This window comes from Archangium sp. (genome assembly GCF_057119385.1).
In genome coordinates this window covers 64,110-83,977 of record NZ_DBNGVP010000061.1, presented here as the reverse complement: position 1 = coordinate 83,977, position 19,868 = coordinate 64,110, and the positions used below count along the sequence as shown (strand labels likewise).

15 protein-coding genes are annotated in these 19,868 nt (G+C 70.6%); 8 read left to right on the top strand and 7 right to left on the bottom strand.

Annotation, left to right across the window (positions count from 1 at the left end; translation table 11 throughout):
* The first annotated feature begins 11 nt into the window (after positions 1-11).
* The 3 genes from AC16DP_RS13740 to AC16DP_RS13730 all read left to right on the top strand — a co-directional run bounded on the left by AC16DP_RS13740 (position 12) and on the right by AC16DP_RS13730 (position 5,652).
* Complete coding sequence (locus AC16DP_RS13740) at positions 12-764, top strand: DnaJ domain-containing protein (protein ID WP_329733649.1); 753 nt, start codon at positions 12-14, stop codon at positions 762-764.
* Between the two features lie 453 nt (positions 765-1,217).
* Positions 1,218-4,337 (top strand): TonB-dependent receptor, encoded by a 3,120-nt coding sequence (locus tag AC16DP_RS13735; protein ID WP_329733648.1) that lies wholly within the window; start codon positions 1,218-1,220, stop codon positions 4,335-4,337.
* 82 nt (positions 4,338-4,419) lie between these two features.
* Complete coding sequence (locus tag AC16DP_RS13730) at positions 4,420-5,652, top strand: phospholipase D-like domain-containing protein (protein WP_329733647.1); 1,233 nt, start codon at positions 4,420-4,422, stop codon at positions 5,650-5,652.
* On the opposite strand, the gene AC16DP_RS13725 is transcribed toward AC16DP_RS13730, so the two are convergent.
* Together AC16DP_RS13725 and AC16DP_RS13720 are read right to left on the bottom strand one after the other, a co-directional pair.
* Positions 5,653-6,186 (bottom strand): hypothetical protein, encoded by a 534-nt coding sequence (locus AC16DP_RS13725; protein ID WP_329733646.1) that lies wholly within the window; start codon positions 6,184-6,186, stop codon positions 5,653-5,655.
* A 45-nt stretch (positions 6,187-6,231) separates the two neighbouring features.
* On the bottom strand, positions 6,232-6,888 hold the full coding sequence (locus AC16DP_RS13720) for a 2-hydroxychromene-2-carboxylate isomerase (protein ID WP_329733645.1): 657 nt from the start codon (positions 6,886-6,888) through the stop codon (positions 6,232-6,234).
* Between the two features lie 364 nt (positions 6,889-7,252).
* Here AC16DP_RS13720 and AC16DP_RS13715 point away from each other — a divergent pair, with 364 nt between their 5' ends.
* From AC16DP_RS13715 to AC16DP_RS13705, 3 genes are all read left to right on the top strand, one after another.
* Positions 7,253-8,749 carry a peroxidase family protein gene (locus AC16DP_RS13715; RefSeq protein WP_329733644.1) on the top strand — a complete coding sequence of 499 codons (1,497 nt, stop codon included), beginning with the start codon at positions 7,253-7,255 and terminating at the stop codon, positions 8,747-8,749.
* Positions 8,750-8,839: 90 nt separating this feature from the next.
* Complete coding sequence (locus AC16DP_RS13710) at positions 8,840-11,188, top strand: hypothetical protein (RefSeq protein ID WP_329733643.1); 2,349 nt, start codon at positions 8,840-8,842, stop codon at positions 11,186-11,188.
* An 18-nt stretch (positions 11,189-11,206) separates the two neighbouring features.
* Positions 11,207-12,271, top strand: coding sequence for an NAD(P)/FAD-dependent oxidoreductase (locus AC16DP_RS13705; protein WP_329733642.1), 1,065 nt, complete (start codon positions 11,207-11,209; stop codon positions 12,269-12,271).
* Between the two features lie 30 nt (positions 12,272-12,301).
* Here the strand turns inward: AC16DP_RS13705 and AC16DP_RS13700 are convergent, their stop codons facing one another.
* Both AC16DP_RS13700 and AC16DP_RS13695 read right to left on the bottom strand, forming a co-directional pair.
* On the bottom strand, positions 12,302-12,844 hold the full coding sequence (locus AC16DP_RS13700; protein WP_329733641.1) for a hypothetical protein: 543 nt from the start codon (positions 12,842-12,844) through the stop codon (positions 12,302-12,304).
* Positions 12,845-13,100: 256 nt separating this feature from the next.
* On the bottom strand, positions 13,101-14,456 hold the full coding sequence (locus AC16DP_RS13695) for a sigma-54-dependent transcriptional regulator (protein ID WP_329733640.1): 1,356 nt from the start codon (positions 14,454-14,456) through the stop codon (positions 13,101-13,103).
* 221 nt (positions 14,457-14,677) lie between these two features.
* On the opposite strand from AC16DP_RS13695, the gene adh reads away from it, so the two are divergent.
* Both adh and AC16DP_RS13685 read left to right on the top strand, forming a co-directional pair.
* Positions 14,678-16,204 (top strand): aldehyde dehydrogenase, encoded by a 1,527-nt coding sequence (adh, locus tag AC16DP_RS13690; protein WP_329733639.1) that lies wholly within the window; start codon positions 14,678-14,680, stop codon positions 16,202-16,204.
* 23 nt (positions 16,205-16,227) lie between these two features.
* A complete protein-coding gene (locus tag AC16DP_RS13685) occupies positions 16,228-16,620 on the top strand; it encodes a DUF779 domain-containing protein (protein WP_329733638.1) in 393 nt (130 codons plus the stop codon).
* A 6-nt stretch (positions 16,621-16,626) separates the two neighbouring features.
* On the opposite strand, the gene AC16DP_RS13680 is transcribed toward AC16DP_RS13685, so the two are convergent.
* From AC16DP_RS13680 to AC16DP_RS13670, 3 genes are read right to left on the bottom strand one after another with little or no spacing between them, the layout of a single operon-like run.
* Positions 16,627-17,895, bottom strand: coding sequence for a two-component system sensor histidine kinase NtrB (locus tag AC16DP_RS13680; protein WP_329733637.1), 1,269 nt, complete (start codon positions 17,893-17,895; stop codon positions 16,627-16,629).
* Positions 17,895-19,235 (bottom strand): tetratricopeptide repeat protein, encoded by a 1,341-nt coding sequence (locus AC16DP_RS13675; RefSeq protein ID WP_329733636.1) that lies wholly within the window; start codon positions 19,233-19,235, stop codon positions 17,895-17,897. The genes AC16DP_RS13680 and AC16DP_RS13675 overlap by 1 nt, the downstream gene beginning before the upstream one ends.
* A complete protein-coding gene (locus AC16DP_RS13670) occupies positions 19,232-19,864 on the bottom strand; it encodes a hypothetical protein (RefSeq protein WP_329733635.1) in 633 nt (210 codons plus the stop codon). Before AC16DP_RS13670 ends, AC16DP_RS13675 begins: the two co-directional genes overlap by 4 nt.
* Positions 19,865-19,868 lie beyond the last annotated feature (4 nt).

The following is a 19,868-nucleotide window of genomic DNA, read 5'->3' as shown; positions in this document are numbered from 1 at the left end:
AGGGTGCCGCCATGTCCCAGGACCCCTCTCACGACAGGAACCCTTCCGAGAAAAACCCTTTCGAGGTGCTCGGCCTGCAAGGCACGGAGGACCTGGCCGCCATCCGCAAGGCCTTCCTGCGCATCGCCGCGCAGTCGCACCCGGACCGGCTCCGCATGAAGTCGCCCGAGGAGAAGGCCCAGGCGCTGGAGCTCTTCCTCGGCGCCAAGAAGGCCTTCGAGGTGCTCTCCCAGCCGGACAAGCGGCGCGAGTGGAGCGAGCGCATGGCCCGCACGAAGCCGCGCACCCCGGCCGCCCCGGTGACGCCGCCCCCCGAGGCCCCGAGCGCCCCGGCCCCGCTCCGCCCCGCCTTCACGCCCGCCCACGGCGTGCCCACCGCCCCGCGCCCCGCCTTCACGCCCGCGCATGGCGTGCCCGTCGCCCCGGCGGCCCCGGGTGCTCCCGCCGGCTCCCGGCCCTCCTCCGGCGTGCAGCCCGCGGCGGTGGCGCTCCAGCTCTACAAGCTGGGCATGCTCGCCCTCGAGGGCGTCGACTACGCCAAGGCGCTGGACCTGTTCTCCAAGGCCGCCAGACTGTCCCCCACGCCCCGCAACCAGGCCATGGAGCTGGTGTGCCGCGGCCACCAGTACCTCAGCACCCGCTTCTTCGACCGGGCTCGCGAGAGCTTCGAGCGCGCCCTCCAGCTCCTGCCCGAGTGCCGTGAAGCGCGCGTGGGCCTGGAGCTGCTCGACAAGCAGTCCGGCCGCTACCTCAAGGGACGGTAGCGCCCTCCCCGGCTCCCTCCGCCGCAGCTGACGCATCACGTCGCGCGGGCAGGTGGGAGGTCAGTACTTTCCAGTATTCCGGTGGCACCACCGGGCGGAGGCTCCCCCTACCACCTGGGTCATCTTTGTGAACTCAAGGTGAAAATAGGGGCCCCGGTTGGAAAGGTCCCTCGAATGTTGATAGACGGCCGCCCGGCAGTGTCCGCCGTTCGCCAGGCAACGATCGTCGTGTCGCGAGCCCAACCCCTCACTCTCTCCCCCAGCGAGGCCCTCGTGCAGGAGCAAAAGCAGACGTGGGTGCCTCCGAGTGGTTGGATTCCTTACGCTGCCCCCATGCAGGTCTCGCGAGGTTCCATGAATCCTGTACGTCCATCCCACCTCAGACTGATAGTCCTCTTCCTCACGACCATGCTGGCGTCCGGGGCGCTGGCGCAGGGAGTCACAGGCTCCGCGGTGACCGGCACCGTGACCACCCAGGACAACGAGGCGCTCCCGGGCGCCGTGGTCCAGCTGCGCAACGACGCCACCGGCACCACCTTCACCGCGGTGAGCGGCTCGTCGGGTAACTACCTGCTCGACAACATCCCCCCCGGTGGCCCGTACACCCTCACGGCCAACATGGAGGGCTTCTACCCGGCGACCCGCAAGGGCATGCAGCTGGTGCTGGGCCAGCGCTTCAACATCGACCTGAAGCTGCGCCAGTTCGAGGAGTTCCAGGAGGAGATGGTCGTCACGGCCCAGCAGGTCGACGAGCTCCAGGACCAGGGCCGCACCGGCCCCTCGATGACCATGGAGGCCGCGCAGATGACCCAGCTGCCGCTCCAGGGCCGCAACTTCACCGACCTCATCGCGACCACGCCGCAGGTGAGCGGCACCGCGATGGCCGGCCAGAACAACCGCTTCAACAACATCCAGGTGGACGGCGCGGCCTACAATGACATCTTCGGTCTGTCGGGCTCCGGCACGCCGGGTGGCCAGGCCGGCGCCAAGCCCATCTCCATCGAGGCCATCCAGACCTTCGTGGTGCAGGTGTCCCCGTTCGACGTGCGCTACGGCAACTTCGCCGGCGGCATGGTGAACGCCGTCACCAAGAGCGGCACCAACGACTTCCACGGCTCGCTCTTCGGCTACACGCAGAACAAGAGCCTGGCCGGCAACCAGTCCGACCCCACCTTCCTCGGCTACAACATCTGGCAGTTCGGCGGCAGCCTCGGCGGTCCCATCATCAAGGACAAGGTCCACTTCTTCATCGCCACCGACCTGCAGGAGCGCAACTCGGCGTTCGGCAACCAGTTCCAGATCGGCGGTGCGAACGCGGAGGACGACCTGGCCCGCGCCGGCTTCACCCAGGCCGAGGCCGAGCGCTTCAGCAGCATCCTCGCCGACAAGTACGGCGTCCCCAACGCGGGCACCGCCCTGGCCACGCAGCTGCGCAACCCGGACCGCAACGTCTTCGCGAAGATCAGCACGGGCGTCATCCCCAACAGCTACCTGGAGCTGTCGTACAACTTCGTGGGCGCCCTGCAGGACTCGCTGACGCGCTCGCCCACCTCGCCGTCCATCCCCAACCGCCTGCGTGACGGCTACCAGCTGTCCAACAGCGGCTACGCCCAGACGACCAACACCCATACCGCCCGGGCGAAGCTGACCTCGACCTTCCTCGGCGGCAAGCTGTCCAACGAGTTCCTCGCCGGCTTCTCCATCCTGCGCGACGCGCGCGATCCCGCCCTGGACATCCCGCTCATCCTGGTCAAGGCCGGCAAGCTCGGCGCGGCCGACTCGTGGCTGGCCGCGGGCGCCGAGCGCTTCTCCCAGCTCAACCAGCTGGACCAGGACATCTTCCAGATCCAGGACAGCCTCACCCTGGCGCTGGGTGACCACCAGCTCACCGCCGGCACCAGCACCGAGTTCTTCCGGCTGCGCAATGCCTTCCTCCAGGCGGCCACCGGCGTGTGGACCTTCGAGAGCCTGGATGCCTTCGAGGCCGGCACCCCGAGCGCCTTCCAGCGCCGCTTCGGCGTCAGCCCCCTGCAGGAGCCGGGCACCGCCGCCTTCACCGTGGCGCAGCCGGGCTTCTACCTGCAGGACACCTGGACGCCGTTCAAGAACCTGACGCTCACCCCCGGCATCCGGCTCGACGTGCCGTTCCTGTCGCGCGCCAACACCAACGAGCGGCTGGTGAACAACGAGGCGCTCCCCATCGACACGGGCAAGGTGCCGACCGGCAACATCCTCTGGTCGCCCCGCCTCGGTGTGAACTGGGACGTGGAGGGCAACGCCAACACCATCGTCCGCGGTGGTCTCGGCATCTTCTCGGGCCGGCCGCCCTACGTGTGGGTGTCCAACGCGTACAGCATCAACGGCCTCTCCCAGGTGGAGCTGACGTGCACGGGGGCGTCGGGCGTTCCGGCGTTCACCGCCGACCCCAATGCCCAGCCCTTCGACTGCGCGGGCGGGACCACGCCGCCCACGGCTCCCACCAACCAGGGTGAGATCGACTACTTCGACCCCAACACCCGGTACCCGCAGAACTTCCGCGTGGCGGTTGGCGCGGACCGCCGCCTGCCCTGGGGCCTCATCGCCACCGCCGACCTGCTCTACACGCAGGACGTCAACGGCTGGTACACCACCGACGAGAACCTGGAGAACCAGGGCCAGAGCGGCGAGGGCCGCTCCCTGTACGGCCGCTTCGCCGCGACGGGCTTCCGGGCCAACCCCGCCCGCCGTGATCCAGCCAACCTCGTGCAGGCCATCCGCGTGTTCAACAAGAACGGCGGGCGCGTCTACAACGCAACCCTGCAGCTGCAGAAGAACATCCAGGACATGCTGGATGTGAGCGTGGCCTACAGCTACACGGACTCGAAGGATCTCATCTCGATGACGAGCGCCCAGGCGCTCTCCAACTTCCAGTTCGCCCCGGTGGACGGAAGCCTGGAGAACCGCAACCTCCGGCCGTCGGCGTTCGACCGCACCCACCGCTTCACCCTCACCGCCACCGGCCAGCTGCCCCTCGGCTTCAACGCGGGCATCATCTACACGGGCCAGTCCGGTCTGCCCTACAGCTGGACCGTCAACGGTGACGTGAACGCGGACGGCATCAACGGCAACGACCTGGCGTTCATCCCGGCGGACCCGAGCCAGATCTCCCTCCAGGGCGACGCCGCCACGCAGGCCGCGCAGTACGAGGCCCTGAGCAAGTTCATCGACGGCCAGCAGTGCCTGAGGGAGTCCAAGGGCCGCATCATCGAGCGCGGCGCGTGCCGCAACCCGTGGCAGAACTTCTTCAACGTCCGGCTCGGCTGGAACTCGCCGGAGTTCGTGAAGGGCCAGCGGCTGGAGGTGCAGGCGGACATCTTCAACGTGCTGAACCTGCTCAACCCGAAGTGGGGCCTCTTCGAGCAGGAGGCGCAGTTCGAGAACCACGCCTCGGCGTTCCTGCGCGCGGTGGGTTACGACGCGGCGAACAACCGCCCCGTCTACACCTTCACCGAGCCCACCGCGGTGCGGACCACGGTGTACAGCCCCACCCTGTCGCGCTGGCGCATCCAGCTCGGCGCGCGGTACGTGTTCTAACCAGCGCCTGAGCACGGTGTGAACCCGGGGCCCTCCGCGAGCAATCGCGGGGGGCCCTTGGTTTTTGTATAGGGTGCCCGCCATGCCCCTGCGACTGAACGCCCTGCTGCTGTCCCTCGTGCTGTCCCTCGCGTGTGCCGCGCCCGCCACGGGCGTGCGTGCCGCCGCCTCCGCGCTTCCCGGACTGGAGCTGGTGGAGAGCAGCCCGGTGGAGACGACGCTGGACCACGCGGACATCCCAGACGCCTGGCAGGTGTGGCCGGAGATGGTGAACGGGGCCACGCGGACGCTGGACGTGGCGCAGTTCTACCTGAGCAACGCGCCGGGCAGCCGGCTGGAGCCGGTGATTCAGGCCATCGAGGCGGCGGCGGACCGGGGCGTGAAGGTGCGGGTGCTCGCGGAGGAGAAGTTCTACGCGCAGTACCCGGAGACGCTGGAGCGGCTGGCGAAGCGGCCGGGCGTCGAGGTGCGCCGGCTGGACACGGCGAAGGTGTTCGGAGGCGGCGTGCTGCACGCGAAGTACTTCGTGGTGGACGGGCGCGAGGCGTACCTGGGCAGTCAGAACTTCGACTGGCGCTCGCTGGAGCACATCCAGGAGCTCGGGCTGCGCATCCGCGTGCCCGAGGTGGTGCGCTCCCTGGCGGACATCTTCGAGCAGGACTGGGCGCTGGCCGTGGGAGCCCCGGCGCCCGCGACGAAGGCGGTGGGGGGCCCGTTCCCGGCGAGCTACGCGGGGAGCACGGTGCGCGTGACGCCCGCGCACAGCCCCGAGGGCCACCTGCCGGACCCGGCCACGTGGGACCTGCCGAAGCTGGTGAAGCTCATCGACGGGGCGAAGCGCTCGGTGCGGGTGCAGCTGCTCACGTACCGGGCGAAGAGCCGTGACGGCGGTGCCTTCCCCGAGCTGGAGGATGCCTTGAAGCGGGCGGCGGCGCGCGAGGTGAAGGTGGAGCTGCTGCTGGCGGACTGGGGCAAGCGCAAGGGCACCATCGAGGGCCTGCAGGCGCTGCACGCTCCGCCGGGGCTGACGGTGAAGCTGGTCACCCTTCCGCAGTGGTCCGGCGGCTTCATCCCCTTCGCGCGGGTGGTGCACGCCAAGTACATGGTGGTGGACGGGGAGCGGGCCTGGGTGGGCACGAGCAACTGGGAGCGCGACTACTTCACGCAGAGCCGCAACGTGGGCGTCATCGTGGAGGGCGAGGCGTTCGCGGCCCGGCTCGAGCGCTTCTTCCAGGACACGTGGACGAGCCCCTACGCGGCCGAGGTGGACCCGAAGGCGACCTACACGGCGCCGAACATCAGCGGCACGCCTTGATCACCCTCCACCCGAGAGCCCGGCGAGCCGCGTCTCCGCCCGCTCGACCTGCTCGCCGTCACCGCCCGAGTCCAGGTACGCGGCCTTGTGCGCCAGGAAGCCCGTGAGCGCCTCACGCAGTGCCTCCGGGCGCTCCAGCTCCTCGGCGCACTCGGCGCGCCGGTAGTAGATCTCCGCCCGCAGCACCTCGTCCTGCTCGCCGAGGAGCCCCTGCGCGAGCCGCGCATCGGCCTCCTCGAACCGCCCCAGCCCGAACAGACACTCCCCGTGCAGGTAGTGGAGCTGCGACACCGGGATGCCCAGGTGGTCCACCCCCAGCTCCTCGGCGCGGCGCAGGTCGGCGAGTGCCTCCTCGTATGCCTCCTGCTCGAAGAGGCGCAGCATGCCGCGCCGGTACCAGGCCAGCGAGAACTCCGGCTCGAGCGAGATGACCCGGCCGAGCAGTGCCTCGGCCCCCAGGGCATCACCCGCCTCCTCCCGCTCCTCGGCGGAGCGGAGCAGCTCTTCAATGGGGACGTTGCGCGATGACTGCATGAAGACAAGGTAGGGAGCCCGGCCGCCCGGCGCCACCTCCGCCCCTCAGATGCGGGACGCCGCGACGGGCAGGTTCTTCAGCCGCTCCAGCTCCTCGCGGGACAGCGGATCCTCTCCGCGCAGGAATCGCTCCAGATGGCTCAAGGAGTCGACGCCGAAGAACAGCTCCCCATCCGCCACGATGGTGGGGACGCCGAAGCCGTCCAACGCGAGCAGCTCCTCCGTGTTGCGGCGCACCTGGTCCTTCACGGCGGGCGTCTGCGCGGCCGCGAGCAGCGCCTGTGCATCGAGCCCCACGGAGGCCACCACCTCGCCCACGCGCTCGGGCTGCACCAGCCCGCCGCCTCCGGCCCACACCGCGTTGTAGAGCGCGGAGACCAGCCGGCGCCGGGCCTCCCCGTCCCGCACCGCCGCCGTCACCCGGAGCGCGAGCAGCGGGTTGAACGGATGCGCCGCGGGCATGACGAAGGGCACCCCGAGCTCGTGGGCGATCCGCCGCGTGTGCTTGTAGATGTAGAACCGCTTCTGCTTCACCTCCGCGGGCCCCGTCGTCCCGAGCGTGTTGAGCACGCCCGCGAAGAGCACGGGCAGCAGCTCCACCGTGCGGCCATGACGCTCGGCCAGCGCCGGGAGCTGCGTCCACGCGAGATACGAGTACGGCGACACGTAGTCGAAGAAGAAGCGGAGCGGTGCGCGGTTCATGCCCCCGACTCTACGCCGCTCCCGCCGTCCCATCGCGAACATCGCCCATACACAGCATCCATCCAACAAACACTCCGAGCGCTGGGACCCGTCCTGGGGAACCGAGGACCCCGACGACAGGCCTCGTTCAACGGGCGCGCCCTCGCCGCGCATCCCGGCTCCGCGACACGCGAGTTCGCCCGCTCCCCCTTCCCTCCCTCCAGTCCGAGCCTCCCGCGTGCTTCCGGACAGGTGCCCTTCAGGGCATTGCGGCGCGTGCTCCGAACTGGAATCCATGCACGCGCAGGGGGGACAGAACGGGCCGCCGCTCACAAACGCGCCGGGCCCTGTCTGTCTGAACGCATCACCACGTGGAGGAAGCACAATGCCAGCCATTCATGGTTTCTTGCTACGCAATGGGGAGGGGACCCCGCTGGGGCAGTTCGTCCCGACGGGCAAGTTCGGAAGGCTCTTTCCGGCACTCCAGCCGCTGACGCCTCCCGTGGAGGCCCTGGAGGAGCTCGGCCGCGCCATGAAGGACCCCAACCCCGCCGACCCCAAGGGCGACAACGAGGATGTCCCCGCGGGCTTCACCTACCTCGGCCAGTTCATCGACCACGACATCACCCTCGACACCACCCCCATCCAGGAGGTGCTCGTCGACCCCCTCGCCCTCCACAACTTCCGCACCCCCGCGCTCGACCTCGACTGCCTCTATGGCAGGGGCCCCGGCGACCAGCCGTTCCTCTACCAGCTCCCTCCCAACGATGCCCTCTTCGTCCTCGGCCACACCCACACCACGCCCGGCCGCGGCGACCCCAAGGTGAAGCCGGCGCTCGAGTTCGACCTGCCGCGTGGCCCCCAGGGGCTCGCCGTCATCGGCGACCCGCGCAACGACGAGAACCTCATCGTCGCCCAGCTGCACCTGGCCTTCATGCGCTTCCACAACAAGGTCGTCGACGGGCTCCAGAAGGGCACCATCGCACCGCCCTCGCCCCTCCGGCGCAGCGTGTTCGAGGAGGCCCGCCAGCTCGTCATCTGGCACTACCAGTGGATCGTCCTCAACGACTTCCTGCGCCGGGTGGTGGACGAGAAGGTGCTCGACGACGTGCTGGAGAATGGCCGCTCGTTCTACGTCCCCGAGGGCGATGCCTTCATCCCCGTCGAGTTCTCCGCCGCCGCCTACCGCCTGGGCCACAGCATGGTGCGCGAGGCCTATGACTACAACGAGGTCTTCACCTTCAAGGACGGCCCCCGCAAGGCCACGCCCGCCACGCTCAAGCTGCTCTTCCTCTTCTCCGGGCGCTCGGGCACCAACGTGCCCATCCCCAGCGATTGGATCATCGACTGGCGGCGCTTCTTCCAGTTCGCCGGTGACGGCGTGACGGCCGGCCTCAGCCGCAAGCTCGACCCGTTCCTCTCACCCACGCTGTCCGAGATTCCCGACCACGGCGTCCTGCCCGGCGTGAATCTGCCCATCGCCAACCTCAAGCGCGGGCGCAGCCTCGGCCTGCCCTCCGGACAGAACGTGGCCCGGCGCATGCGCATCAAGCCCCTGTCCCCCGAGGACATCGCCAAGGGTCCCGACGGGCAGGTGGCCGCCAGGCACAACCTGCACCTGGAGACGCCGCTCTGGTACTACATCCTCAAGGAGGCCGAGCAGCGCGGCAACAGCAAGCGTCTGGGCCCCGTGGGCAGCCGCATCCTGTCCGAGGTCTTCGTGGGCCTGCTCGAGTGCGATGCCAGCTCGTTCCTCGCCAGCAACCCGGCGTGGCGGCCCACGCTGCCCTCCACCAAGGCGGGCAACTTCACCATGACGGACATGCTCCGGTTCGTGGGCGAGCTGTCGCCCATCAACGACCAGAAGAACCTGTTGCCGTGACGTGAGCCCTTCTCGTGAAGAAGGGATGGGCCCCGGCCGGTCCCACCACCGGCCGGGTGTGTCTCGAAGCACCTGAAGGGAACTCCCGATATGGCGTTGATCGATGGTGTGAAGTCACTCTGTGACCGGCTGGCGGGGCACGGCTGGGCGGACCGGCTGAGTCCCTTCGGGTTGGACATCACGGCGGCCACGCCCGCGGCACTGGCCACGCAGCTCGCCCGCGCCGTGCAGCGGCCTGCCGGCGCAGAGCTGCGGGGCTTCGAGGACTTCTCCTTCCGCACCGCCGCTGGCATCAAGCCCGCCTCGCCCGGCAAGAGCCTGCTCTACCACGCGCTGGCCAGCCCCTATGTGCATCCGGGGCCCGGCAACGCGCCCGCGGCTTCTCCCGACGCGTATCCCACGCTCGAGGAGCTCGACACGCTCGAGAACTACATCTACAGCCTCGCGCGGAGGCGGCTGGCGGACTTCCCCGGCGCCACACTCGCCGTGTTCGCCTACCAGTACCGGCCCGGCGAGCGCAGCCCGCACGGACTGCACGCGGACATGGCCTACTCCCGCACGGGCGTGGCGCGCGTCGGCACCCGCCCGCTCCGCTATGACGCCGCACGGCGCTCCTTCTGGGTGGAGCCCGAGGACGGCGGTGACGGGCTCGCCGTGCTCCCCGCCCGCTATGGCGCCTTCCTGTGCGTGTCCAGCCGGCCGGGAGCGCAGCGCGTGGTGCTCGACCCGGTGCAGGGCGACAACCTGCGCAACTTCCTCTTCCCCGTGCACAAGCTCTTCCCCGGGGACGAGTGCCTCGTGGGCGAGACGCTCACCGCGGCGGAGTTCGTCTTCGACGAGTACCACCGCAACGAGAAGCTGCGCCGCGTCCACACGAATGGCCGCATCCCCGCGCTGCCGCAGTTCGACCTCGACCGCGCCCCCTTCGTCCGCCAGACGGGGGATGACGACGCGCTGGTGGGCCGGCAACGGGTGGGCGCCAGCCTGCTCATCGTCCCCTTGCACCATTCGACGCTCGTGCGCACGGTGACGCAGACGGTGGCCGGACGCGACGAGCTGGTGCGCTTCCGCGTTCCCCGGAAGCAGCGCATCTCCTTCGGCCAGGCCTCGCGCGAGACACGCTTCTGGACGAGCTTCGACGCCATCTCCGGAGGCCCCGAGGGCCGCCGCGCCCCCGAGTACGTCAACATCCGCCACCGCGTGCGGCAGGGAGCCGGCGGCACCTTCGAGCTCGAGGACCTGAACGGCCCGCTCGCCAACGGGCGCTTCCTCACGGAGGCCGAGTTCCTCGCGCTGGTGGACCGCGGCGGTTACGAGGCCGCCCACTTCATGGACGACACGTGCGATGGGTGCGTGACCGTGCGGGTGAGCGGGCTGAGCCGCTCGCTCGGCACGGCGCTCCCCGCGTACTCGCTCGTGACGGCGCCGGACTTCTTCCCGCTCGCGGACCAGTTCGAGATCGCCGCCTGGGTCGAGACCCTCCCGGACCCGCACTTCCGGCAGGGAGGGCCCAAGCCCCTGAGCCGCGGGCGGGACAGCGTCAACCCGACCCTCCAGCGTCCGAGCCAGCCGGACACCCCGGCCTTCCGCCGGAGCGACAGGACGATGACGGCCGTGGTGGGCGCCGGAGCCGTGGGCAGCGCGCAGGCGGGCGAGCGGGAGACGGTGCTCGTCACCTTTCTGCCGGATGGGGCCTCTGGCGTCTTCGCCCCGGGCTGGGATGTGGCACTCGGCAACGATGACGTGGGGAGCTTCACCGCGGCCTTCGGACTGGGGAGTCCCTTCCCCGAGGACGCCAAGCTGTGCGCCGCCCTGAACTCCTTCTGGCCCGCCGTGGCGCCCGATGCCTCGCGCACGTTCAACGAGGCCCCCATGGGCAAGCCGCTGCTCGACTCGGAGCTGGGCTACCACCCGCAGCACCCGCGCGTCCTCGCCGGAGAGGTCACCTCGGCACCCGGTTGGGACGGAGAGCACGGGCCCTTCCTCGTCCAGGAAGGCGGCCAGTGGTTCATGAACTTCGCCAACCGCTTCCGCTCCGACTACGTCTCCAACGCGCTCCAGGGACGGCTGCGGCTCGGCCCGCTCGCGCGCGTGACGGCCTCGGAGCTCATCGCGCGCATGGAGGCCCTGCGCTTCTGCATCCAGCGCGTGGTGCCTCCCGCCGGAGACACCGTCCCCACCTCCACCCTCGTGCTGGCCACGGTGGAGAAGGTCGCGGACTGGGACGTGGGGCCGCCCAAGGACACCGCGCTGAATGGCCCCGGCTACCACTTCGTCTTCGTCGAGACGTCGGGACAGGAGGAGGCCCTTCCCAACACGCCTCGCCGCCGGGTGCAGGTGCTGCGGCGCTTCACCTGCCACGTCTCGCTCACCGCCGTCCGCTTCCAGGTGGATGACGGGCCCTTCACGCTCATCGCCCGCCCCGCCGGGGTCGTCTGAGCCTCCGGAGCGCCTGACATGGCCGGGACCTCGGATGTCGTCATCGTGGGCGCGGGCCCGGCGGGTTGCGCGGCGGCCATTGGCTGCGCATCGGCCGGGTTGAGCGTCCGCATCATCGAGGCCTCCCGTTTCCCGAGGGACCTCCCGGGTGAGACGCTGCACCCGGGCGTGGAAGCACTCCTGGAGCGGCTGGGCGTGGCCGAGGAGGTCCGCGCCGCGGGCTTCCTCCGCCATGACGGCATCTGGACGCACTCGCCCGCGGGGCGCGTGTTCACTCCGTATGGGGCCGGTTCGGACGGGCCATGGCGTGGCTTCCAGGCGTGGCGCGCCGAATTCGATGCGCTCCTGCTGCGGCGCGCGGTGGCCCTGGGCGTCGAGGTCTCGCAGCCCTGCCAGGCCCTCCAGCCGCTCGTCGAGCGGGGACGCGTGGTGGGTGTGGAGACGGCAGATGGAATCGAGCACGGACGCTTCGTGGTCGACGCGAGTGGACGTGGGCGCTGGTTCACCCGGAAGCAGGGGCTCGCCAGGAGCGTGGACTCGCCCCTCCTGCTCGCACGGTATGGCTATGTGCGGGGCCACTTCGCGGAGTGGGACGAGCACCCTTCCCTGCGCTGGGAGCCGGAGGGCTGGGAGTGGATCGCCCGCGTCCGTCCGGGGCTCTACGCGTGGACCCGGCTGTCACTCCAGGGAGACCCCCGGACGCGGCCAGATGTACCGCTGGCCTTGAACCCGGGCAGTGCCACCGGTGCGCCACGCGGCGCCGATGTCACCTGGAGCCGTGTCGAGGCTCCGGCGGGCGCGGGCTACTTCATCGCCGGAGACGCTGCGGCGGTGGTGGACCCCGCCTCCTCGCAGGGGGTGCTGCGCGCGCTGATGCAAGGCATGATGGCCGCCCACCTCATCACCGCCTGCGTGAACGGGACGGTCCCCGAGACCGAAGCGGCCCGCTACTACCAGGGCTGGGTGCGCGACATGTACCAGCGGACCGCCTCCGCGCTCCGCGAGCAGTACGCGTCCATTCCGGGAGCACGGGTCTGGGGCGCGAGCTCGAGCAACTGGTCCGACAGTCGGACCAGTTGGTGACGCGCGCGCCCGGGAGGCTGTCCGTGGACTTCAGCCGCCCACGGGGCCCAGGTCCGTCGGCTGGCCTCGGACCCACTGCACGCCCCGCTGCGCCCGGTAGTCCGTGAAGAGGGATGCGACGATGGTGCTGGCTCCCACGAGGACGTTCACCCAGGTGGCCAATCGGCTACGGCGCGTACCGCCGAAGAGGAAGGGCGCGGCGATGACGCCGAAGCTCCAGAGGTAGTCGATGGCCTCGTGCACCTCGATGGGGATGAGCTTGAAGAGGCTCAACCGGTAGTCGGTGAGCAGCGACACGCCCAGGCCCGAGCAGCCCAGCACCAGGCCCGCGGTCCGGAACGCCCCCGGACTAGACAGCAACCCCACGCCAGTCACCGTCAGCGCGCCCTGGTAGTCCAACACCGAGTGCAGGTTCTGCGGGATGAGCCGGCGCAGGGGCAGCTTGCCCAGCAAAGGCATCGCGGGAATTCCGGCCGCCGCGCTCTTGTCGAGCAGGCCCTTGCGATCACTCACCGAGACGGGGACGTGGACCAGTTCTCGCGGATGCTTCGGTTCGTGCGGCGTGGTCTCCATGCGGGCTCCTTGGGGAGGAATGGCCTTCCAACGGTAGGCACCCGCGTGGACCCCCACCCGCCCGGACGCCCGCCCGCCTGGAATCCAACCGTTCATGCGCGCTTCGACGCGGGTACGGGACCCACGGACAGGGGTTCAACCTGGGACCCGGGCACCCTCACCCCGTCCCTCTCCCGGGGGGAGAGGGGATATTGGACCCTCGGGCTCAGGGGGGAGTGACTGATTGGATTTGTGATGGATTGGGAGGTGATGGGGCTCAATCGGCTTCCGTGTCCGTCACCTTTTCTCCCAGGCTCTGGAGCCGTGAATAGAGACGCCGGCGCGTGATGCCCAACAGCTTCGCCGCCGCTGTCTTGTTGCCCCCCGCCCTCTCCAACGCCGCGTACAGCAGCTCCCGCTCGAAGGCGTCCAGGTTGAAGCCCTCTCCCAGGACGTCCGCCGCTCGCACGCCCTTTCCTCCTCCTCGTGACAGCGACGGGCCTCCCGCTCCCAGGTGCTCCGCCTGGATGTCTCCCTCCCCCGACAAGATGAGCGCGCGCTCCATCGCGTTCTCCAGCTCGCGCACGTTGCCCGGCCACGTGTACCCCTGCAGCCGCGCCTCCGCGTCCTTCGACAGCTTCGACGCCGGCAATCCCTTCCTCGCCAGCACCGCCTGCGCCAACGGCACCAGGTCCTCCTTGCGCTCGCGCAACGGCGGCACCTCGATGCTGAAGACGTTCAGCCGGTAGTAGAAGTCCTCCCGGAACCGCCCCTCCCGCACCGCCCCCGCCAGGTCCCGGTTCGTCGCCGCGATCACTCGCACGTCCACCTTGCGCGCCTGCGTGCTCCCCAGCGGCACGAACTCCCGCTCCTGCAGGAAGCGCAACAACTTCACCTGCGTGGCCGGCGTCACCTCGCCAATCTCGTCCAGGAACAGCGTCCCCCCGTCCGCCGCCGCCAGGTGCCCTACCTTCCGCTCCGTCGCTCCCGTGAACGCCCCCTTCTCGTGCCCGAACAGCTCCCCCTCCAGCAGCGTTTCCGGCAACGCCGCGCAGTGCACCTCCACCCACGGCCCCGCCGCGCGCTTGCTCGAGTAGTGGATGAGCCTCGCCAGCTGGCTCTTCCCCGTCCCGCTCTCCCCCAGCAACACCACGCTCGCGTCGCTGGCCGCCACCTGCTTCGCCGACGCCACCACCTGCTTCATCCGCGGGCTCTCCGCCACCAGCTCCGGCGTCAGCCGCCGCACCAGCCGCTCGCTCCGCGTCTCCGCCGCGCGCTGCTCCGCCAGCCGCCTCACCCGCAGCCGCACCTCGTCCAGCGCGAAGGGCTTGGTGAGGTAGTCCGCCGCCCCTCCCTTCATCGCCGCCACCGCGTTCTCCGCGGTGCCGTACGCCGTCATCATCACCACCGCCGGTGGCGTGGGCAGCCCCTGCGCCGCCTTCAACACCTCCAGCCCTCCCACCTCCGGCATCATCAAATCCGTCAGCACCACGTCGAAGCCCCGCCGCGCCAGCTCCACCAGCGCCGCCCGGCCCCCCGCCACCCGCGCCACCTCGTGCCCGTCCAGCTCCAACGCCTCCGCCACCAGCTTCCCCAGCTTCACCTCGTCATCCACCACCAACACCTGCGCCATGCTTCACCTCACTCGTCCGAGGACTCCCTCCCCCGAGCGCTGATCACCCTCCACCTCCGGGGTGTGACCGGGTGCCCGAGTGCCCCCTGCCCCGCTCGGTTGATCATTTTCCAACGTTCCCGTGTTCCTTTCCGGCGATGACGCGGAGCGGCACCTGTCTATCCTCGGTGCCCTCTCCCCTGCCGTTGCCAGTTCAACCCACGAATCACGCCGAGGTTCGAATGTCGACCGTGTACGAAGCGCCGGGACAGAAGGGCAGCAAGGTCCAGTACCTCCCCCGTTATGGAAACTACATTGGAGGGGAGTTCGTCCCGCCCGTGAAGGGGCAGTACTTCGAGAACATCACCCCCGTCACCGGCAAGCCCTTCTGTGAGGTCCCCCGCTCCACCGCCGAGGACATCGAGAAGGCGCTCGACGCCGCCCACAAGGCCAAGGCCGCCTGGGGCCGCACCTCCCCCACCGCCCGCGCCGACATCCTCCACAAGATCGCCGACCGGATGCAGGCCCACCTGGAGATGCTCGCCGTCTCCGAGACGTGGGACAACGGCAAGCCCGTCCGCGAGACGCTCGCCGCGGATCTCCCGCTCGCCATCGACCACTTCCGCTACTTCGCCGGCTGCCTGCGCGCCCAGGAGGGCAGCCTCGCCGAGCTCGATGAGCACACCGTCGCCTACCACTTCCACGAGCCGCTCGGCGTCGTGGCCCAAATCATCCCCTGGAACTTCCCGCTGCTCATGGCCGCGTGGAAGCTCGCGCCCGCGCTCGCCGCCGGCAACTGCGTGGTCCTCAAGCCCGCCGAGCAGACCCCCGTCACCATCCTCAAGTTCGCCGAGATCATTGGCGACCTGCTGCCTCCCGGCGTGCTCAACATCGTCAACGGCTTCGGCATCGAGGCCGGCAAGCCCCTGGCCAGCAACAAGCGCGTGGCCAAGGTGGCCTTCACCGGAGAGACGACCACCGGCCGCCTCATCATGCAGTACGCCTCCGAGAACCTCATCCCCGTGACGCTGGAGCTGGGCGGCAAGTCGCCCAACATCTTCTTCGCGGACGTGTTCTCGCAGAACGACGACTTCGCCCAGAAGGCCCTCGAGGGCTTCGCCATGTTCGCCCTCAACCAGGGCGAGGTCTGCACCTGCCCCTCGCGCGCCCTCGTCCAGGAGCGCTTCTACGAGGAGTTCATGCAGAAGGCCATCGAGCGCACCAGGCGCATCGTCCAGGGCAACCCGCTCGACACCGCGACCATGATTGGCGCGCAGGCCTCCAACGACCAGTTGGAGAAGATCCTCTCGTACATCGACATCGGCAAGAAGGAGGGCGCCAAGGTGCTCACCGGTGGCGGCCGCGCCAACCTGTCCGGGGCGCTCGCCGAGGGCTACTACGTGGAGCCCACCATCTTCGAGGGCCACAACAAGATGCGCATCTTCCAGGAGGAGATCTTCGGCCCGGTGGTGTCGGTGGCGAAGTTCAAGGACATGGAGGACGCGCTGGCGGTGGCCAATGACACGCTGTACGGCCTGGGCGCGGGCGTGTGGTCGCGCGACACGAACACCGCCTACCGCATGGGCCGCGCCATCCAGGCCGGCCGCGTGTGGGTCAACTGCTACCACCTGTACCCGGCGCACGCGGCCTTCGGCGGCTACAAGCAGTCGGGCATCGGCCGCGAGACGCACAAGATGATGCTCTCGCACTACCAGCAGACGAAGAACATGCTGGTGAGCTACGACCCGAAGCCCATGGGCTTCTTCTAGGCCCGAGCACAGGAGCCGCCGAGATGAGCATCGAGCGCGTGACCGTCACCCCCGAAGCCGAGGCCCTGCTGCGCAAGCTGCAAGGCATTCACGGCCCCCTGATGTTCCATCAGTCGGGAGGGTGCTGCGACGGCAGCGCGCCCATGTGCTTCCCGAGGGGCGAGTTCGAGGTGGGCCAGGAGGACGTCTTCCTCGGCACCATCGTGGACACGCCCTTCTACATCGGCGGCTCGCAGTACGAGTACTGGCAGCACACCCACCTCACGGTGGACGTGGTGAAGGGACGTGGGAGCGGCTTCTCCGTGGAGGCGCCCGAGGGCGTACGCTTCCTCATCCGCTCGCGCGTCTTCACCGATGAGGAGTACCACGCCCTCCAGCAGGCCGGCCCCGCGCCTCGCGGACCCCAGCACGGCTGAGGCCCGTCAGCGGGCCTGAGGCGCCGCGGGCAGCCGTACCTCGAAGGTGCTGCCCTGGCGCTGCTCGGGCACCAGCGACACCGAGCCCCCGTGCCGCTCCACCAACCGGCGGCACAGCGCCAGGCCCAGCCCCGTTCCGTTCGCCTTCCCCGTGACGAACAGGTCGAAGAGCCGCTCCCGGACTTCCTTCGGCACTCCCGGTCCGTCGTCCTCCACTCGCACCCGCACCGCGCTCCCGTCCGGCTCCGCCGCCAGCCGCACCTCGCCCTCGCCCTGCGCCTGCGCCGCGTTCTGCAGCAGGTTGGCGAACACCTGTCTCAGCCGCCCCGCGTCTCCCTCCACCGGCGGCAGCTCCGCGAAGCTCCGGCGCACCTTCACCCCCGGGAACGCCGCCTCCGTCGCCCTCGCCGCCTCCTCCAGTACCTCGGACAGCACCACCCGCCGCGCCGCCAACGGCCGGTCCGCGCTCAGGTCCAACAGGTCCTCCGTCAGCCGCCGCAGCCGCTCCACCTCGCCCAGCACGTCCTCCAGCGACTCCTTGTCCCGCTCGGACAGCTTCGCCCCGCTGCGCTCGCGCATCAGTTCCACCGTGCCGCGAATCACTCCCAGCGGGTTGCGGATTTCATGCGCCGCCATCGCCGCCATCTTCGTCAGCGCCTCGCCTCGCGCCGCCTTCGCCGCCGCCTCGCGCCGCGCCCGCTCGTCCCTCAGCCACCGCGCCGCCACCAGCGCCAACGCCAACGCGCCCACCGCCGACAGCGCCACCCCTCCCCACAGCGCGCGCCGCAGGGAGTCCCGCGCGCTGGAGAAGGCACGCCCCGCCTCCAGCACCAGCACCGACTCCACCTGCCCACCCCTCCCGCGCACCGGGAAGTAGCCCACCGTCACCTGCAGCTCGCCCATCGCGTAGCCCGGCCCCACCCGCGTCTCTCCCGCGAGCGCCGCCTCCACTCCCGCCGGGTCCGTCCGCAACAGGTCCACCCGCCTGCGCGCCGGCCCCGTGGCGTCCGCCGGCACCGCCAGCTTCCGGTCCACCACGTACACCCCGTCCAGCGCGTTGGCCTTCATCAGCGCTTCCAGCCGCTCGGCCGAGGCCGGCGCGTCCGTCAGCAGCAGCGCCGCGGACTCGCCCGCGCCCCTCAGCCGCGCATCCAGCGCCTGCTCCAGCGCCGCGCTCCCCGCGCGATAGAGGGCCAGCGTCGCCGCCAGCGCGCCCACCAGGCCGAGCGTCGCGAGCCCCAGCGGGCCCAGTGCGCGCGAGGCGAGCCGCGCCATCAGAACAACCCCCGCGACCACACCAGCGCCAGCCCACCGGTGAAGCGGCCATAGGAGAGCTCGGGGACGTTGGAGGACGCGCCTCGCCAGCCCATCGAGGCCTGCACGCTCCAGTGCCTCGACACGTCCCACTCCAGCACCGCGCTCGCGTCGAGGATGCCGTCCTCACGGCGGGCCCCCAGCGGGTTGTCGAAGTTCTGGTAGCCGCGCGGGGAGTAGCCCACCTCGCCCAGCATGCGCAGCCCGGGGCCCAATCCCAGGCTCAGTCCGGCACGCGGGCCGTGCTCGACATAGCCGAGCGCCAGGTCGTACGTCCTCAGCAGGCCGCCGCACCAGCCCGCGGACAGGGTGAGGGATTCGGTGGGGCTCCACTCCGCGTCCAGCCGCATGGTGCCGCGCCACCCGGAGTAGCCCTCGTAGGCGGTGACGAGGAAGTCCTCGCGGCGCACGGCCGCCGAGCCCTCCAGCACCACCGGGCCCACCGGCACGCGCGCGGCCCCCCGCAGCCGGTGCGCGAGCAGGTACGGCGCCCCGCCGAGCGCCAGGTAATCCAGGCCGTACTCCACCGTCCCCTGCAGCACCGGGCCCAGGTGTGCCTGGCCCAGCGCGCCCCCCGCCCCGGCCAGGTCGAAGCCGGGGAAGCGCAGGTGGCCCCGGTAGTTCCCGCTGACGCGCGCGTACGGCCCCCGCTGCCCCCAGGGACGCACGCTCAGCTCGGCGAGCGCCGTGCTCACGCCATCCCCGCTCCCGCCCTGCCGCAGCGTGCCGTCCGGCGCGAGGTCCACGTTGGAGTCGTACTCGCCCCCCAGCCGCCCCGAGAACGACACCCGCCCCTCGCGCGCGGCCCGCAGGCGCAGCTCTCCCGCGCGCCTCGCGAGTCCCTCGTCCGGGGAGGTCGCCGCCGCGTCGAAGAAGGTGCCCGCCTCGTCCGTCCGGCCCTCGCGCAGCGCCAGCACCCCGAGGAAGAAGGAGGCCGTGTCCACCAGCTCCGGCTCCGCGAGCGCCTCGTGGAAGGCCGCCGCCGCCGCCGCGTCCTCCCCCCGCTCGAAGTGCGAGAGGCCCGAGAGCAGCGACGCCGCCGCGGCCTCCGCCTGCTCCTCGGCCCAGTCTCCCCGGCAGAGCGTCTTCAGGGCCGCCCGCGCCCGGGCGTTGCGCGGATCCCTCCGCAGCACCTCGCGCCAGGCGACGAGCGCCGTCTCCGTGTCTCCCGCGGCCTGCTCGGCCTCGGCCACCTCCACGTAGGGCGCGGCGGCGGCCGGGTCCGGTGGGCTCAGCGGTGTCACCGGCCCACAGAGGCCGGGCTCGGCGAGCAGCGCGGCCACCAGCAGGCCCGGGTTCACGGACTGTCTCCACCCACCCGGGGCGCGGGCCGCTCGGACAGCGCGCCCAGCACCTCACGGGCCTCGGCGAGCCGGTACCGGTCCTCGCGCTTGCCCGCCAGCCGCACCGCCTCCTCCAGGTAGTGCGCGGCGAGCACCGGACGTCCGGTGGCACGCACCTGCGCGGCCCGGGCGTGGTACCAGTCGATGGAGCCCGGCGTGGGCGCCGAGCGGAAGAGCGCGGCGATGTCCGTGCGCAGCTTGCGCACCTGCTCGCCGATGCGCGGCCCGGACGCATCCCCCACCGCGTCCAGCAGCGTGTCCGCGCACAGGTAGAGGCGCGCCTCGTAGCAGGCCAGCGCGTGGTAGTAGTCGAGCAGCGCGTCGCGCGCGTCCGGCGCCTTCTTGCGCGCGGTGGCGAAGGCCTCCAGCGCCTCCTCGGCCCGGCCGAGCTTCACCAGCGACGCGGCGATGTACCAGTCCGCCTCGCCGTCGGTGCCCAGGCGCTGGGCCACCTTGAACTCCACCAGGGCATGGGAGAAGCGGCCCTCGCGGAAGTGCCGGGCACCCTGGAGCAGGTGGGGCGTCGCATCCGGGGGAGTGGCCTCCGTGAGCCCGAGGAGGGCGAGGCAAAGCGCGAGACGCTTCACACGG

Coding starts and splice junctions, on each gene's coding strand:
- AC16DP_RS13740 (WP_329733649.1), top strand. CDS start 12: ATGTCCCAGGACCCCTCTCACGACAGGAACCCTTCCGAGAAAAACCCT.
- AC16DP_RS13720 (WP_329733645.1), bottom strand. CDS start 6,888: ATGAACCGCGCACCGCTCCGCTTCTTCTTCGACTACGTGTCGCCGTAC.
- AC16DP_RS13705 (WP_329733642.1), top strand. CDS start 11,207: ATGGCCGGGACCTCGGATGTCGTCATCGTGGGCGCGGGCCCGGCGGGT.
- AC16DP_RS13730 (WP_329733647.1), top strand. CDS start 4,420: ATGCCCCTGCGACTGAACGCCCTGCTGCTGTCCCTCGTGCTGTCCCTC.
- AC16DP_RS13680 (WP_329733637.1), bottom strand. CDS start 17,895: ATGGCGCGGCTCGCCTCGCGCGCACTGGGCCCGCTGGGGCTCGCGACG.
- AC16DP_RS13710 (WP_329733643.1), top strand. CDS start 8,840: ATGGCGTTGATCGATGGTGTGAAGTCACTCTGTGACCGGCTGGCGGGG.
- AC16DP_RS13715 (WP_329733644.1), top strand. CDS start 7,253: ATGCCAGCCATTCATGGTTTCTTGCTACGCAATGGGGAGGGGACCCCG.
- AC16DP_RS13695 (WP_329733640.1), bottom strand. CDS start 14,456: ATGGCGCAGGTGTTGGTGGTGGATGACGAGGTGAAGCTGGGGAAGCTG.
- AC16DP_RS13700 (WP_329733641.1), bottom strand. CDS start 12,844: ATGGAGACCACGCCGCACGAACCGAAGCATCCGCGAGAACTGGTCCAC.
- adh (WP_329733639.1), top strand. CDS start 14,678: ATGTCGACCGTGTACGAAGCGCCGGGACAGAAGGGCAGCAAGGTCCAG.
- AC16DP_RS13725 (WP_329733646.1), bottom strand. CDS start 6,186: ATGCAGTCATCGCGCAACGTCCCCATTGAAGAGCTGCTCCGCTCCGCC.
- AC16DP_RS13685 (WP_329733638.1), top strand. CDS start 16,228: ATGAGCATCGAGCGCGTGACCGTCACCCCCGAAGCCGAGGCCCTGCTG.